Source organism: Frateuria sp. (assembly GCF_035695185.1).
In the GTDB taxonomy this organism is placed as follows: Bacteria; Pseudomonadota; Gammaproteobacteria; order Xanthomonadales; family Rhodanobacteraceae; genus Frateuria_A.
Map to the genome: position 1 here is coordinate 1 of NZ_DASSES010000193.1, position 15,347 is coordinate 15,347.

Genomic DNA, 15,347 nt, shown 5'->3' on the forward strand with positions numbered 1-15,347 from the left:
GATGCGCTTGCCGCAGCGGTAGTTCTGCTCCAGCTTGATCACGCGCAGGTTCGGCCAGTCGCGGCCGAGCTGGTCGATGTTCTCCGGGTTGGCGCCGCGCCAGGCGTAGATCGACTGGTCGTCGTCGCCCACGCAGGTGATCCCGCCGCGCTCGCCGACCAGGGCCTTGAGCAGCCGGTACTGCGCGTCGTTGGTGTCCTGGTATTCGTCCACCAGCAGGTAGCGCAGTCGCTCGCGCCAGGCGTCGCGGCACTCGGTGTCCGATTCGAGGATGCGCAGCGGCAGCCGGATCAGGTCGTCGAAGTCGACCGCGTTGAAGGCGGCCAGGCGCTGCTGGTACATCTGGTAGATCGTCGCCGCCTCCAGCTCGCGCGGTGCGCGCGCGGCGGCCAGCGCTTCCTCCGGCGAGAGGCCAGCGTTCTTGGCGCGGCTCAAGAGGTTGCGGAGGCCGAACAGCACGTCCGGCTTGACGCCCTTGGGCGCCAGTTCCTTGACGATGCCCTCGCTGTCGTCGGCGTCCAGCACCGAAAAGCCGCGGCGCAGGCCGGCGCGCGCGTGCTCGATCTGCAGGAACTTCAGACCCAGCGCGTGGAAGGTGCACACGGTCAGCGCCGCGGCGTCCTCGCTGCTGACCAGCTTGCCCACGCGCTCGCGCATCTCGCGCGCCGCCTTGTTGGTGAAGGTGATCGCCGCGATGCGGCCGGCCGCGAGCTTCCGCCGCTGGATCAGGTGGGCGATCTTCTGGGTGATCACCGAGGTCTTGCCGGAACCGGCGCCGGCCAGCACGAGCAGCGGGCTGTCGCAGTGTTCGACGGCGGCCAGTTGTTGCGGATTGAGCATGGAGCAGGCGGCGGTGCGGGCGGAGGGGGATGGTAGCAGAGGCCCCCTGGCGCGCTGCCTGGCATCGGCCATAATCGGCGGCGACAAGCGCCAACGTGGCGGGGGGGACGGGAATGGAGCAGCAGCACACGGTCGCGGAACCATGCGATGTCGCGGTGATCGGCGGGGGCCCCGCGGGCAGCACCGCGGCGGCACTGCTGGCCCGGCGCGGCTACAAGGTCATCGCGCTGGAAAAGGAGCACCACCCGCGCTTCCATATCGGCGAATCGCTGCTGCCGATGAACCTGCCGGTGTTCGAACGCCTGGGCGTGCTGGACAAGGTGCGCGCACTGGGCGTCTTCAAGCCCGGCGCCGACTTCGAGGCGGACAACGAGCGCGGCTACAACACCTATGCCTTCGCCCGCGCGATCGGCAACAGTCCGCCGCACGCCTACCAAGTATGGCGGCAGGACTTCGACAGGATGCTCTACGAGCACGCGCGCGAGTGCGGTGCCGATGCGCGCGAGGGCCACGAGGTGCTCAAGGTCGAGCAGGCCGGGTCACGCGACTCGACGCTCGAGGTGCGCACCGACCAGGGCCGCAGTTACCGCATTCAGGCGCGCTACGTGGTCGACGCCAGCGGCCGGGATGCGCTCCTGTCCTCCAGGAAGAAGCTCAAGCGCAAGAACAGCCAGCACCAGAGCGCGGCGATCTTCGGCCACTTCCACGGCGCGCAGCGCCGACCGGGTGAGGATGGCGGCAACATCAGCATCTACAGCTTCGCGCACGGCTGGATGTGGATGATTCCGCTGCCCGAGGGCGTGATGAGCGTGGGCGCGGTCTGCCGCCCCGACTACCTCAAGCAGCGACGCGGCCGCACCGTGGAGTTCCTGCTCGACACGCTGAAGATGAGCCCCGCGCTCTGGCAGCGGCTGGAAGGCGCCCATCTGATCGACAACGAAGTGCGCGTCACCGGCAACTATTCCTACGATTCGGCCGTCATGGGTGGCCCCGGCTGGGTGCTGGTCGGCGATGCGTTCGCCTTCCTCGATCCGGTGTTCTCCTCGGGCGTGTACCTGGCGATGAGCGGTGCCGAACAGGCGGTCGAGGTGGTCGACCAGGCGTTGCGCGAGCCGGCGCGCGAGGCGGCGCTGCTGCGCCGGCTGGAGAAGCGCCAGCGCAAGGGCATGGCGCGGTTCTCGTTCTTCATCTACCGCTTCAATGGCCCGGTGATGCAGCAGATGTTCCGCTCGCCGCGCAACACCTGGCAGCTGGAGCAGGGCGTGATCTCGATGCTGGCCGGCGACCTGTTCGACACGCCGGTCGTGCTGCGCAAGCTGCGCCTGTTCAAGCTGGTCTACGCGATCAGCGCGCTGCGCGACTGGCGGCGCAGCCGCGCCGAGCGCAGATACCGCCTGGCCCAGGCACGCAGCGAATTCAGCGGTGGCACCACGCCGCTGGATCGCGAGCCGGCGGCGCCGGCGAAGGAACGTGTCGCGTGAATCCGAACGGCGGGACATGCCACACTTGAGCGCTTGAGCCGCGCGCGGGCGCGGCAATCACATCCGGTCCCGAAGGCATGGCCAAGTTCTACTTCTATTACTCGGCAATGAATGCCGGCAAGACCACCACGCTGTTGCAGAGCGCCTACAACTATCACGAGCGTGGCATGCGCACGCTGATCCTGACGCCCGCGCTGGACCACCGCTTCGGTGCGGGCGTGGTCGCCTCGCGCATCGGCCTGAAGGCGAACGCACGCCGCTTCGGCGCCGGCGAGGATCTGTTGGCGCTGGTGGAAACGGACATCACCGACCGCGGCGCGCTGCACTGCGTGTTCGTCGACGAGGCGCAGTTCCTGTCCAAGGCGCAGGTGTGGCAGCTGTCCGACGTGGTCGACCGGCTCAACATCCCGGTGCTCGCCTACGGCCTGCGCACCGACTTCCGCGGCGAGCTGTTCGAGGGCAGCCGCTATCTGCTGGCCTGGGCCGACAACCTGGAAGAGATCAAGACGATCTGCCACACCGGCCGCAAGGCGACCATGGTGGTGCGCGTGGACGAGCAGGGCCGCGCCGTGACCGAAGGCCCGCAGGTTGAGATCGGCGGTAACGACCGCTATGTCTCGGTGAGCCGTGCCGAGTTCAAGCACATCACCGAGGGCCGCGGCCGCATCGAACTGCAGCAGAGCGTGCTGCCGCTCGACGACCGGCCCTGACTTCCGGTGCCCGGGCGCGCCCGCCTCAAGGACAACCCGATGACCGCAACCCCGGAAGCCTGGCCCCGCCCTTACTGGCAGCCGAGCGACGAAACCATCGTGCTGCAGTTCTACGTCTTCGGCCGTTTCGCCGAAGACTTGGCGATTCCCGCCGCGCGGTACGCGAGCCACGGCCTGCCCGAGGGCGTGACGGTGCAGCGCCACGGCCACAACGCCCTGCGCAGCTGGGAGGGCTACCCGCTGAAGGGCACGCTGGGCGAGTTGCTCGAGGAGGATGCCCCCGCCGCCTTCGAGCGCGCCCGCGCCGCGCCGGAGGTGCTGGTGGTGCGCGGCGAGCTGGCCGATCGCGACAGCCTGGACTACCTGCGCGACACGCTGGGCGTACTCGCCGGCCTGCTGGACGTGGGCGGCGCGGCAATCCTGGACCCGCAGATCCTCACCCTGTTCGATGCGGACGCCTGGCGCCGGCATTACCTGGTCCCTGGCGGCGCGCCGCCGCGTCACCACGTGCTGATCCTGCGCAATGCAGGGGACGAGGAGGGACGCGCCACCATCCACACGCGCGGCCTGCGCAAGTTCGGCCGCCCGGACCTGAGCATGCGCCACGTGCCGGACGCGCAGGCCGCCCAGGCCGGGATGCTGTGCGAACGACTGGTCGAGCTGCAGGCGCTCGGTGCCCGCTTCGTCGAGGGCCAGCCGCTGGAGGTCGAGGGCCTGCCCGGTGAGCTGGTGGCGCAACCGGACGGCAGCCTCGACGATCCCCGCTTCAACAACACCCACGTCGCCTTCGACTGGCCGGTGTAACCCGTGCGGGATGCCGGTGGCCAGGCAGCGGCGGCCCGGATGACCGGGCCGCCGCACTACACCCGGGTGCCTACTGCCCGCTCTGGTACACGGACAGGTAGCGTCCGGCGGCCACCGCGTAGGCCGCGCGGGTGACGGCCGTGTTGGGGTCGAAGTACGCATGCAGCGTCGGCTGCAGGTCGTACGGGCCCTGGGTCACCTTGAAGCGTGCGTTGATCACCCCGCGATCCAGCGCCAGCTGCACGTAGCCACGCAGGTTGGCCGGAATCAGCCCCGCGTCGTCCAGCGGAATGCGCTGGCCCATGTAGAACGCGGTGAGCTGGCCGCTGAAGGCCCGTGCCTGGTCCTGCAGCGCCAGGCTCTGCACCAGCGAATAGGCCAGGCTGAGCCGGGTCACGCTGTCGTTGGGATGGAACTGCCCGCCCCAGAGGTTCATCACGCCGTCCTGGCTCTGGCTCAGGTCGCGCAGCGCGCCGCCGCGTGCCACCGCCGATTCGGCGAACGGATAGGCAGCCTTGCCGGTGCCCAGGTCGGTGAAGCTCGGCTGGCCCGAGAACGGCAGGTACTGGCGCACGCTCGTGCCCATGACCAGGTACTGCGCCAGCTCGCTGCGCTTGAGCGCCTGGTCCGGATGGAACTGGCCATCCGGATAGCCGTCGACCAGGCGGTTGGCCACCGCGAACTCGATCGCCTGGCGCGCCGGGTGGTTGGCGATGTCGTTCAGGCCCGTGTAGCCGCCGCTGTTGAGGAAGCTCACCTCGCCGGTGACCGTGCCGGGCGCCGCGTAGCCGTTGGTGACGCCGGCCGGGTCCACGTCGGTACCCGAGACCGAGCCGATGCCGCGCACGGTGACCCGCCACACGCCCGGCTTTGCCGGCGCGCCGGCGGTCACGGTGTCGCCCAGCACCGGCAGCGCGATCGCCGAGCCGTACTGCACGCCGTCGGGGTCGATCAGCACAAGTGCGAGCGTGTTGGCGTCGATGGTGGCGCGCGCGCTGACCCACGCCACGTCCGGGCCCACCGTGAAGCTCTGCTCGCCGACCGGCCCGACCGGCGCGAAGTCCACCGAGAACGGGATCGGCGCCGCGCCGGGAGCGAGCAGCGCATTGCTGTTGAAGTCGCGCAGCGTGTTCACCGTGGCGCCGAAGCCACCGCGCACGCCCGCCGCCTCGGCCACCGCGGTATAGGCGTTGATGTGGCCCGCGCCCGCTTCCCACGCCAGCCGCCCGGTCATGTTGGTGGCGGTGCGCTCGATGATGTCGCGCACCTGGGCCGGGGTGAGGCTCGGGTTGGCCTCCAGCATCAGCGCGATGATGCCGGCCACGTGCGGGGTGGCCATCGAGGTACCGCTCATCACCGTGTAGAACGGCAGGTACGCCGGATCGATCGTGGCGGCGTCCTCCTCGGCGGCCAGCGCCGGCAGCGTGCCGGTGCTGTCGCGGGTGGAGATGATCGACACGCCCGGCGCCACGATGGTCGGCTCGTTCCTGTAGGTCCACTGCTTCCCGTCGGGCATGCTGAAGGTGCCGCTCTCGCCGCGCTTGCCGCGCGAGGAGAAGTCGGTCAGCACGCCGTTCTTTTCGCTGGCGCCCACCGAGATCACCCAGGGCGCCTGCGCGTAGGGGTTGTGGGTGTCCTCGCCCGGGCCGTCGTTGCCGGCGGCGAACACGCTGACGATGCCGCGCTTGTAGAGTTCGTAGGAGGCGATGTTGACCGGGTCGGCCGGGTCGAACTTGCCCGAGCTGCCCCAGGAATTGCTCACCACGCGGATCGGGTTGTCGTAGCTGAACTGGTTGGTGGCCGCGTAGTCCAGGCCGCCGACCGCATCTAGCACGAGCAGCACCGCGCCGGAGCCGTAGCCGACCAGGTCGGCGCCCGGCGCCACGCCGCGGTACAGGCCGTTGGAGCGCGCGCCCGTGCCGCCGACGATACCGGCGCAATGCGTGCCGTGGCCGGAACCGGCGTCGGTGTTGGGTATGCCCTCCAGATAGGTCACCGGCAGCATGGTGTCGTAGGCGGCCAGGTTGGTGACCGCCTGGGTGTTCTGCACCACATGCGGGCCGTACTGCAGATCCATGTGGGTCGCGTCGATGCCCGAGTCATTGATCTCGACGGTGACGCCCTTGCCGCTGAAGGGGATCGCACGGTGGAAGTCGGCCGGATTGGCAACCGTGCGTCCGGCCCCGGACAGCCCGTTCGCCTCGGCATCGAGGTAGCGCAATCGCCGGTTGGCGTAGATCGATACCACGTCGTCGCGCTGGGCGAGCGCGCGGATCTCGGTCGGGGTGGCCAGCGCACCGGCGATCGGCAGCGTATGCATGGTCAGGCCCTGGGTGATGCCCAGGCTCTTCAGGACCGCCAACTGGTCGGCGGTGACCGGGCCGGACTGCTTGTAGCTGATCACCACCTCCAGCGGCGCGGTGGGGGAGGCGTTCATCTGGTCGACCAGCTGCGGGTCCAGCCGCGCATCCGCCAAGGCCACGCCGCTGGCAAGCAGCCCGGCGGCGATCGCGCAGAGGCGGAAAGTGGTGCGCTTGACGGTGGATGGATTAATCGAACGCATGGCGCAAACTCCTTGAGTCGCCCCGACAGGGTGGGCGTCGAAGGAGTATTCGCACCGCGGCGCGGGTGCTCCCATCCGGAGTTGCCCCCAGGGCGCACGGGGGAAAACACCCAGAAGCGCGAAAAGCCCGCGCGGGCACTGGAGCTTCACGTTACGCTCACGGATTGGCTGCGCTAGTGTGGAATCCACCAGCCGGGACGGCAGGCCTCGCAAGGGTCTCGCGGTCTCGCGCACACCGGGCGACCTCGCGGTCGCCATCAGGAGACCACCATGTCGCAGCAGTCACTTCTCAGTCCCGTCACCAGGCTGTTGTGCGGCCTGGCGCTCTGCCTGTGCCTGCCTTGGGCCTCGGCACAGGACCTGCCGGTGGCCGTGTCGGTGACCGGCAACGTGGCCACCGTGCGCGTGGGCCTGCCTTCGCAGCCACAGTTCGCCGAGCTCACGCTCGCCTTCGACGACGCCAGCGGCCTGAGCGCGGCCAGCCTCGGTGTCAGCGCGCGGCTGGTCGACGTCTCCGACCCCGCGCTGCTCGCGCGCCTGCCCGACGGCAGCGTGAACCAGCTGCAGGCGGCCTTTCCGCTGATGCTGACGATCGAGCCACCGGCGCAGGGCGGGCTGAGCTTCCGCCGCACGGTCCACGTGGAAGTGCATACGCACGCGCTTTCCTACGTGGCGGGCAGTCCGCTGCGCCTGTTCAAGGCGCCCATCGACGGGAGCTTCCGTGACATCACCGACGACATCGCGCCGGGCAGCATCCGCGCGCGAGGCACCACCGGCGGTTTCTCGCAGTTCCTGGTACTGGCCGACCTGCGCGCGACCAGCGACGTGGTGGCCGCCAAGTTCGCCCGGCTGCAGACGCTCGTGTCGCAGGTACCGCTGGCCGAGCGCGGCCCGCTGCAGATGGATGCCGACAGCGCGCAGGCCGCCTATGCGCAGGGCCGGTATGCCGACGCGCTGAACGCACTGGACCAGTTGCGCGCCCGCGTGCAGGACCGCGCCGGGCTGGCCATCCCCGACGAGTGGCGCGCCACACGCGATGCCGACAACATCGCCGGCGAATTGCTGGCCTCGGCCAATACGCTGGACTTCAGCATCGGCTACCAGCGCGACTACGGGCACTGACCCGGCGGCGGTTTGCGCGCCCGCGGGAGCCGTCTGACGGGCGCGCTCCCCCAGCGCGGGCCCCGGGGAGAAAAGCCGGCGACGTGCAGGTTGCCGCAGGCAAGTTAAGATGGATTCATGCTTGCCCGCCTGACTGCTTTCGTTCCTGACAGCGCCGCCGTCACCCGCACGCTGGAGGCGGGCGGGCGCTTGCGGATCGGCCGTGCCGAGGACTGCGACCTGGTACTGGCACACCCCTCGATCTCCCGCGTGCATGCCGAGCTGCAGGACGACGGCGATGCCTGGCTGCTGCACGACCTCGCCAGCAAGAACGGCAGCTTCGTCGACGGCGCACCGGTCGACCGGGCGCGGTTGCAAGGCGCGTGCTGGCTGCGTTTCGGCGACATCCACTGCGAATTCGCCACGCTCGACCGAGCGGCGCTGCACGCCGACGCGTCGCGCTGGCAGGAGCGCCAACGCATCGCCACTGCCTACACGGTGCGCCTGGACACGCTGGCGAGCGTGGCGCCCACGCAACGCACGCCGGTCCGCCCGCTGCTCGAGGCCAGCCTTGGAGCGATGGTGGAACTGGCCGGTTGCGAGCGCGGCTTCCTGCTGGTCGAGGAGGCCGGCACGTTCCGCGTGGGCGCGGCACTGGCGCTGGATCCGGCGCAGATGGCCGGTGCCCACTTCGCCGGCAGCCTCGGCGCGGTCAGCCGTGCCATCGCGCAGCGCCGGCCGGTGGTCTTCAACGAGCCGGGCCAGGATGCCTGGATGGACGCGCGCGAGTCGGTCGTGCGTGGCGGCCTGCGCACGCTGGTGTGCCTGCCGTTGCTGGATGGCGAGCGTGTGCTGGGTGCCATCTACGCCGACCGCCGCAGCGCCGGTCCGCCGCTGACCACGCTCGACCTGCAGCTGCTGGAGGCGTTCGCCGAGCGCACCGCGCTGTGGCTGAGCGCGCATCTGGCGCGCGATGCGCTGGCCAGCGGGAGCCTGCCCACGGAACTGGACTGGCAGCGCATCCTCGCCGAACCGGCCGGCTAGCGGCGATGAGCGCGCCCACCGACACCGGGATCTACGCGCGCATGGAGCTGGTGCCAGGCACGCTGCTGGCCGGGCGCTTCCGCGTCGAGGCGCTGCTGGGCGTGGGCGGCATGGGGGTGGTCTATCGCGCGCACGACGAGGCGCTGGGCGTGCCGGTGGCGATCAAGCTGCTGCGCCCCGAGGTCGCGATGCGTCCCGACGCGCTCGAGCGCTTCCGCCAGGAACTGCTGCTGGCCAGGCAGGTATCCAGCCCGCACGTGGTGCGCATCCACGACCTGGCGCAACACGACGGCCACTGGCTGATCAGCATGGACTTCGTGCCGGGCGAGGGGCTGGACCACCGCATCGACCGCGGGCCGCTGCCGCTGGAGGAGGCGCTGCGGATCACCCGCCAGATCGCGCTGGGCCTGCAGGCGGCGCACGCGCGCGGCGTCGTGCATCGCGACCTCAAGCCCGCCAACGTGCTGGTCGACGGCGACGGCAACGCCTACATCAGCGACTTCGGCGTGGCCCGCTCGCTGGCCAGCAGCGGGCTGACCCACGCCGGCCTGGGCGGCGCGATGGGCACACCGGACTACCTCTCGCCCGAGCAGGCGCGCGGCGATCCGGTCGACACCCGCAGCGACCTGTACGCACTCGGGCTGATCCTGCGCGAGATGCTCACCGGCCAGCCGGCCTTCCACAGCGCCACCGCGGCCGAGGCGCTCGCGCAACGACTGGTGCGCACACCGCCGCCGGTCACGCAGGACCGGCCCGAAGTGCCGGTGTGGGTTGCGCGGCTGGTCGACCGCCTGCTGCGCACGCAGCCGTCGCACCGCCTGCCCGATGCGGCGGCGGTGGTCAGCGCGATCGACCGCCGCGCGCTGCCCCGCGACTGGCGCCCGCGGTGGCGCCCCTGGCACGTCGCGCTCGCCGTACTGGCAATCGGCACGCTGGCGACGCTGTGGTGGCTTCCGCGCCACCGCCCGCCTGTCGCCGCGGCCCCGCCGCCGTTGCACCGCCTGCTGGTGCTGCCACTGCAGGGAAGCGGCGTGCCGGCGACCCGCCTGGCCGCGCTGGATGCCTACCTGCGCGCGCGTATCGCCAACCTTCCCGGCGTGGCCAGTGTGGATCCGGAGCGCACGGTGCAGGCGCTGCGCCAGCTCGACGCCGCCGGCAACCGGCCCGACCCAGCCACGCTGCGACGCGTGGCGGTGGCCGATCGCAGCCTGGCGGCGACCCTGGAGCAGCGTGCTGGAACCTGGCTCGTGCGCGCACAACTGCAGCCGGCCCAAGGAAACGGCGCCGCCCTCGATGGCCCACCGCGGCCCGATGCCGTGGAGGCCTTCCGCGCCTGGCTGGCGCAACCGGCATTGACGCAAGCGCTCGGCGCCAGTGCCACTGCGCCACCGCCGCCCCTGCCGCCGCCCGTGCAACTGGATGCGTTCGGCACCGCGCTCGAAGCGCGCGCCGCCGGCCACTACCCGGCGGCACTGCGACAGGTGCAGGCGCTCGCCCGGCAGCGCCGCGACGATGCGGTGTTGTGGGATGCCCAGCTGGACCTGGCCCAAATGACCGGCGAGCACGATGCCGCACTGGACGCCATCGAGCAGGGCCAACGCGCCGCCGGCCCGGCCTTCCCGCGCCTCGGGCGCCGCTTCGCGGCCGAGCACGCGCTGGAGCAGGGCGCCGCGCCCGATGCGGTGGCGCTGTGGCGCAAGCAACTGGCGCAGGCGCCGGACGATACCCTCGCCGACCTGCAACTGGCGCGTGCCCAGGGCGCGGGCGGCGACTTCGCCGCCGCCATCGGGCGGCTGTCCGCCCTGGTCGCCCGCGACGGCGACGACCCCCGTGCCTGGTATGAACTGGGCAAGTACTCGATCCTGCAGGGCGAGGCGCGCCGCGCGGTGGACGACTACCTGGTGCGCGCGCTGGTGCTCTACAAGCGCAGCCGCAATCCGTACGGCGTGGCATTGACCACCAACGCGCTCGGTATCGGCTACGGCCGGCTGGGGCAGACCGACGCGGCCGAAGAGCAATACCGCAAGGCGGTCGAGCTCCAGGACGCGATCGGCAACCGCCGCGGCGTCGCGACCGGCCTGCGCAACCTTGCCAACGTGCTCAGCCTGCGTGGCGCCTTCGACGAGGCCGGTGCCGCGTTGACCCGTGCGCGTGCGCTCAACGAGGCGTTGGACGACCGCGCCGGGCTGGCCGCGGTGGACAACGAACTGGGCGTGCTCGCCGAGGAGCGCGGCGACTTCCATGCCGCGCTCGCCGCCTACCAGCGCTCGCTGCAGGGATGGCAACAGGTGGACGACGCGCAGGGCCTGGCGCAGGCGCTCAATGCCATCGGCTTCGCCTACTTCGAGCTGGGCCGCTATGACGACGCGCAGAGTTACTGGCAGCGCGCCGCCGCCAACGCGACCGGCCAGGGCGAGACCGGGCGCGTGCGGGTGCGCCAGAATCTGGGCCAGCTCGCCACGGCGCGCGGCCGCTGGCACGACGCCGCGCAACTGCAGCACGCCGCGCTTGCCGAGGCGCAGCAGCGGCAGATGCCCGAGGAGGCCGCGGTGAGCCACCGCCATCTGAGCGAGCTGGCGCTGCTCCAGGGCGACCTGGCCGGGGCGCTCGACCAGGCCGACAAGGCGATCGCGTTGTTTCGTCAGCGCGACGATCTACGCGGCGAGGCGGACGCGCGGCTGCTGCGCGCGCGCACCCTGCTGGCGGCCGGCGACGCCGACGCGGTGGTGCGCGAACTGGATGCGATGCCGACGGGCGAGGATCGCTCGCGGGAACAGCGCGCGCGCGAGGCGATCGTGCGTGCCGAACTGGCGCTGCGCGCGGGCCAGGCACGCCAGGCGCAGGCGGCGCTGGCGCAGGCGCAACCGCTGGCGCAGGCTTCGGGCGTGCGCGAACTGCAACTGCGCCTGGCCCTGCTGCGCGCGTGGCTGGAGCCGCCCGGCGATACCGGCCTGGACGCGGCCACCGCCGCACTGGGCAACGCCGAACTGCGGCTGGACTGGCTGATCCTGGCGATGCGCCGGTCGCTCGCCGCGCACGATGCCGACGCTGCACTTCGTGCCTACCGCGAAGCGACGACCTGGATGCGTGGCAGCCCGATGCTCGCGGCGGCGTACCTCCACACCCTGGGCGCACGCGCCGAGCGCATGGCCGGCGACGCCGCCGCGGCGGCCGGCGCCGAGCGCGCCGCTACCGCCGCACTGGCCACGCTGCGCGGCCGGCTGCCGGCCAGGCACGGCGCGTTCGACCGGGCCACCGAGCAGCTGATCCCGTGAGCGAGCGCACGCCGTTCTCGCCGCGCGAGGCCGAACACCGCTACCAGCAATTGCTTGCGCGGCTGGAAGCCAACGAGCGCGAGTTCCGCCGCCTTGGCCGCTCGGTCTTGCGCGTGCAGGAAGAGGAGCGCCGGCGGCTGGCGCGCGACCTGCACGATGGCGTCGGGCAGAACCTCACCGCGCTGAAACACCGCCTGGCGCAACTCGCCGAGACCGTGGCGCCCGAAGCGGTGGGGCTGCGGACCGCCCTGGACGAGGCCGTGGCGCTGTGCGCCGACACGCTGGAAGACACCCGCGCGCTGTCGCGGCTGCTGCGCCCGGCGGTGCTGGACGACCTGGGGCTCGAACCGGCGTTGCGCTGGCTGGCCCACAGCGTGGGCGAGGCGGCCGGCATCACCGTCGCGGTGGAGATCGAACCGCTGCCCGCGCTGGATGGTGAATGGCAGACCCTGTTGTTCCGTGTCACCCAGGAGGCGCTCAACAACATCGCCAAGCACGCCCGCGCGCGCAGTGTGCTGGTGCGCCTGGTCGAGCGCGCCGGTGCGCTGCAGCTGCAGGTGGTCGACGACGGCCGCGGCTTCGACCCGGCCGCCCTTCCGGCGGGCCACGGCAGTGGCCTGGGCGGCCTGCGCGAGCGTTTGCAGCTGTTCGACGGGCGGCTGGAAGTGCGCTCCGCACCCGGCCACGGCACCCGCCTGCGCGCGGTCGTGCCGCTGGCGGGCGACCCCCCGCTGACCGCTTGACGCACCCGCGCGCGTGCGGGCAGGGTGTCTCGCATGCCGCCACCGATCCGCGTCCTGCTTGCCGACGACCATACGCTGCTGCGCGATGGCCTCGTGCGCATCCTGCAGAGCGACGGGGACGTGCATGTGATCGCCCAGGCCGGCGATGGCGATGAGGCGCTCGAGCAGGCGCTGGCGCTGCGTCCGGACGTGGTGGTCACCGACGTCTCGATGCCGCGCCTGAGCGGCATCGAGCTGGTGCGCCGCCTGCACCAGGCGCTGCCGCATACGCGCGTGCTGGTGCTGACCATGCACCAGGAAGACCAGTACGTGTTGCAGGCGGTGCGCGCCGGCGCCAGCGGTTACCTGGTCAAGGACAGCCCCGCCGCCGAGCTGCTCGCCGCCGTGCGCAACCTGCACGCGGGGCGGGGCCATTTCGGGCCGCAGGTGGCACGGGCGCTGGCCGAGCAGCTGCAGCATCCGGAGCGCGCCGCGGACGACCCGTATGCCACGCTCACCCGTCGCGAGCGCGAGGTATTCCGGCTGATCGCCGAGGGACTCACCACCAAGGAGATCGCGCGGCAGCTTTCCATCAGCACCAAGACCGGCGAGAACCATCGCGCCCGCGTGCTGGGCAAGATCGGCGTACGCAACACCGCCGAGCTGGTGCGTTACGCCTTGCGCCGCGGGCTGCTGGACTAGCGCGACCGGTCGCTGTGCGAGGATGGAGCGATTCGCCCGGAGCGCCCGCCATGTCCCAGCCGAGCACCGACGCCGACGATTTCATCTGTGTGTATCCCGACGCGCTCGCGCCCGCGCAATGCGCCGCGCTGGTGGAGCGCTTCGGACGCAGCGACCGGCTGCGCCCCGGCCGCGTCGGCGGCGGCCTGTTACCCGAGCTGAAGCACAGCCAGGACCTGCTGATCAGTGCCGACCCGGACTGGGCCGACGCCGAGGCGATGCTCAACGACGCGGTGTTCCACGGCCTGCTCGCCTACCTGCGCCGCTACCCGTACGCACTGGTCGCGCCGCTGATGCTGCAGGTGCCCGGCGCCGACGGCACACCGGAGCGGCTCACCCCCGAACGCCTCCAGGGCATGCCCGATGCGGCGCTGGCGCCGCTGGTCCAGACGGTGTTCCGGCCCGGCGCGATCAACCTCCAGCGCTACCGCGCCGGCCAGGGCGGCTACCCGTACTGGCACTGCGAGTTGTACCCGCGTGATCCGGCGGCCGACACGCTTCATCGGCATTTGCTGTGGACGCTCTACCTCAACGACGGCTTCGGCGAGGGCGAAACCGAGTTCCTCCACCAGGGCCGCAAGATCGTCCCGCGCACCGGCACCCTGCTGCTGGCCCCCGCGGCCTTCACTCACACCCATCGCGGCAACCGGCCCCAGGGCGGCGACAAGCTCATCGCCACCAGCTGGGTGCTGTTCCAGCGCGCCGAGCAACTGTTCGGCGGCGGCTGAGCGGGTGCGCGAACCCTTGCAGCGGTTGTACTCGCTGCTTGCGGCGGACTGGTTCAGCGCTGGCAGCGCGGGCACCAGAACGTCGAGCGCTGTCCCAGCACGGCCTGGCGGATCGGCGTGCCGCACGCCTTGCACGGTTCGCCGGCGCGGCCGTACACGTTGAGCTCGCTGACAAAGTAGCCGGGTGCGCCGTCGGGATTGAGGAAATCGCGCAGCGTGGTGCCGCCGCGCTCGATCGCCCAGCCGAGGATACGCTTGACCTCTGCGGCGAGCCGCGCGTACCGCTCGCGCGAAACCTTGCCGGCCGCGCGCCGCGGGTCGATGCCGGCGGCGAACAGCGCCTCGCTGGCGTAGATGTTGCCCACGCCGACCACTACGGCGTTGTCCATCAGAAACAGCTTCACCGCCGCACTGCGGCCGCGCGAGACGTGCCAGAGCAGGTCGCCGTCGAAGGCGTCGGTGAGCGGTTCCGGGCCGAGCGCCGCAAGCAGTTCGTGGGTCTCGCCGGGCGGCTGCCAGAGCAGGCAGCCGAAGCGGCGCGGATCGGTGAAGCGCAGTACCCGGGCCGGGCGGCCGGGGTTGGCGGCGAGCGCGATGTCGACATGGTCGTGCGCGCCCAGCGGCGCGTCCGGCGGCAGCACGCGCAGCATGCCGCTCATCCCCAGGTGCATCAGCGCGCTGCCGGCCTGCGTGTGCAGCAGCAGGTACTTGGCGCGGCGCTCGACCGCCTCGATGCGCTGACCCGGGAGCAGCTCGCTTACCTCGCGCGGGATCGGCCAGCGCAGGTCCGGGCGCCGCAGCACGACGCCCTCGACGCGGCGACCTTCGACGTGCGGGGCGATGCCGCGGCGGGTGGTTTCGACTTCGGGAAGTTCGGGCATGGCGAAAGATGGCGGGATACGTGATCAGGTCACGGTCGACCGCCGTCCTCGCGGATCGGCGGCCTGGGGTCGATCGGCAGCCTGCCTCAATCCTCCCATTGGACGTGGAAGCTGCCCGGGCGATCGACCCGTTCGAAGGTGTGGGCGCCGAAGAAATCGCGTTGCGCCTGCAGCAGGTTCGCCGGCAGCTGTGCGCTGCGGTAACCGTCGAACCAAGCGATCGCCGACGCCAGGCAGGGCGTGGCCACGCCGCAGGCCACGGCGGTGGTGACCACGTCGCGCAACGCCTGCTGGTAGCGCATGGCCGTGTCGGCGAAGTAGGGATCGAGCATAAGGTTCGGCAGCTCCGGGTCGCGCGTGTAGGCGTCCATGATTCGTTCGAGGAAGCCGGCGCGGATGATGCAGCCGGCGCGGAAGATGCTGGCGATGGTGGCGTAGTCCAGGTCCCAGTCGTGGG

Annotated in this window: 12 protein-coding genes and 1 pseudogene; 9 read left to right on the forward strand and 4 right to left on the reverse strand. The window is 71.4% G+C overall.

Annotation, left to right across the window (positions count from 1 at the left end; translation table 11 throughout):
* A partial coding sequence (locus VFH59_RS15610; protein WP_325165831.1) for a UvrD-helicase domain-containing protein occupies positions 1 to 840 on the reverse strand: 840 nt, incomplete at its 3' end.
* A 113-nt stretch (positions 841 to 953) separates the two neighbouring features.
* Here VFH59_RS15610 and VFH59_RS15615 point away from each other — a divergent pair.
* From VFH59_RS15615 to VFH59_RS15625, 3 genes are all read left to right on the forward strand, one after another.
* Positions 954 to 2,321: an NAD(P)/FAD-dependent oxidoreductase gene (locus tag VFH59_RS15615; protein WP_325165832.1), complete on the forward strand. Its 1,368-nt coding sequence runs from the start codon at positions 954 to 956 to the stop codon at positions 2,319 to 2,321.
* Positions 2,322 to 2,398: 77 nt separating this feature from the next.
* Positions 2,399 to 3,031: a thymidine kinase gene (locus VFH59_RS15620; RefSeq protein ID WP_325165833.1), complete on the forward strand. Its 633-nt coding sequence runs from the start codon at positions 2,399 to 2,401 to the stop codon at positions 3,029 to 3,031.
* A 39-nt stretch (positions 3,032 to 3,070) separates the two neighbouring features.
* Entirely contained in the window at positions 3,071 to 3,835 is a 765-nt protein-coding gene (locus tag VFH59_RS15625; RefSeq protein ID WP_325165834.1) for a hypothetical protein, read from the forward strand.
* Positions 3,836 to 3,905: 70 nt separating this feature from the next.
* On the opposite strand, the gene VFH59_RS15630 is transcribed toward VFH59_RS15625, so the two are convergent.
* Positions 3,906 to 6,398, reverse strand: a complete 2,493-nt coding sequence (locus VFH59_RS15630) for a S8 family serine peptidase (RefSeq protein ID WP_325165835.1) — start codon at positions 6,396 to 6,398, stop codon at positions 3,906 to 3,908.
* Positions 6,399 to 6,668: 270 nt separating this feature from the next.
* Between VFH59_RS15630 and VFH59_RS15635 the strand changes: the two genes are divergently transcribed.
* The 6 genes from VFH59_RS15635 to VFH59_RS15660 all read left to right on the forward strand — a co-directional run bounded on the left by VFH59_RS15635 (position 6,669) and on the right by VFH59_RS15660 (position 14,009).
* The gene (locus VFH59_RS15635; RefSeq protein WP_325165836.1) at positions 6,669 to 7,520 is read left to right on the forward strand and encodes a DUF6689 family protein; all 852 of its coding nucleotides are present in this window, start codon (positions 6,669 to 6,671) and stop codon (positions 7,518 to 7,520) included.
* Between the two features lie 117 nt (positions 7,521 to 7,637).
* On the forward strand, positions 7,638 to 8,543 hold the full coding sequence (locus VFH59_RS15640) for an FHA domain-containing protein (protein WP_325165837.1): 906 nt from the start codon (positions 7,638 to 7,640) through the stop codon (positions 8,541 to 8,543).
* 5 nt (positions 8,544 to 8,548) lie between these two features.
* A complete protein-coding gene (locus tag VFH59_RS15645; RefSeq protein WP_325165838.1) occupies positions 8,549 to 11,818 on the forward strand; it encodes a protein kinase domain-containing protein in 3,270 nt (1,089 codons plus the stop codon).
* Complete coding sequence (locus VFH59_RS15650) at positions 11,815 to 12,561, forward strand: sensor histidine kinase (RefSeq protein ID WP_325165839.1); 747 nt, start codon at positions 11,815 to 11,817, stop codon at positions 12,559 to 12,561. Before VFH59_RS15645 ends, VFH59_RS15650 begins: the two co-directional genes overlap by 4 nt.
* A gap of 33 nt (positions 12,562 to 12,594) precedes the next feature.
* The gene (locus VFH59_RS15655; RefSeq protein ID WP_325165840.1) at positions 12,595 to 13,242 is read left to right on the forward strand and encodes a response regulator transcription factor; all 648 of its coding nucleotides are present in this window, start codon (positions 12,595 to 12,597) and stop codon (positions 13,240 to 13,242) included.
* 50 nt (positions 13,243 to 13,292) lie between these two features.
* The gene (locus VFH59_RS15660) at positions 13,293 to 14,009 is read left to right on the forward strand and encodes a 2OG-Fe(II) oxygenase (protein ID WP_325165841.1); all 717 of its coding nucleotides are present in this window, start codon (positions 13,293 to 13,295) and stop codon (positions 14,007 to 14,009) included.
* A gap of 53 nt (positions 14,010 to 14,062) precedes the next feature.
* Here the strand turns inward: VFH59_RS15660 and mutM are convergent, their stop codons facing one another.
* Positions 14,063 to 14,890, reverse strand: a complete 828-nt coding sequence (gene mutM / locus VFH59_RS15665; RefSeq protein WP_325165842.1) for a bifunctional DNA-formamidopyrimidine glycosylase/DNA-(apurinic or apyrimidinic site) lyase — start codon at positions 14,888 to 14,890, stop codon at positions 14,063 to 14,065.
* A gap of 86 nt (positions 14,891 to 14,976) precedes the next feature.
* Positions 14,977 to 15,347: pseudogene (locus tag VFH59_RS15670) on the reverse strand (NADP-dependent phosphogluconate dehydrogenase); the annotation flags it as partial.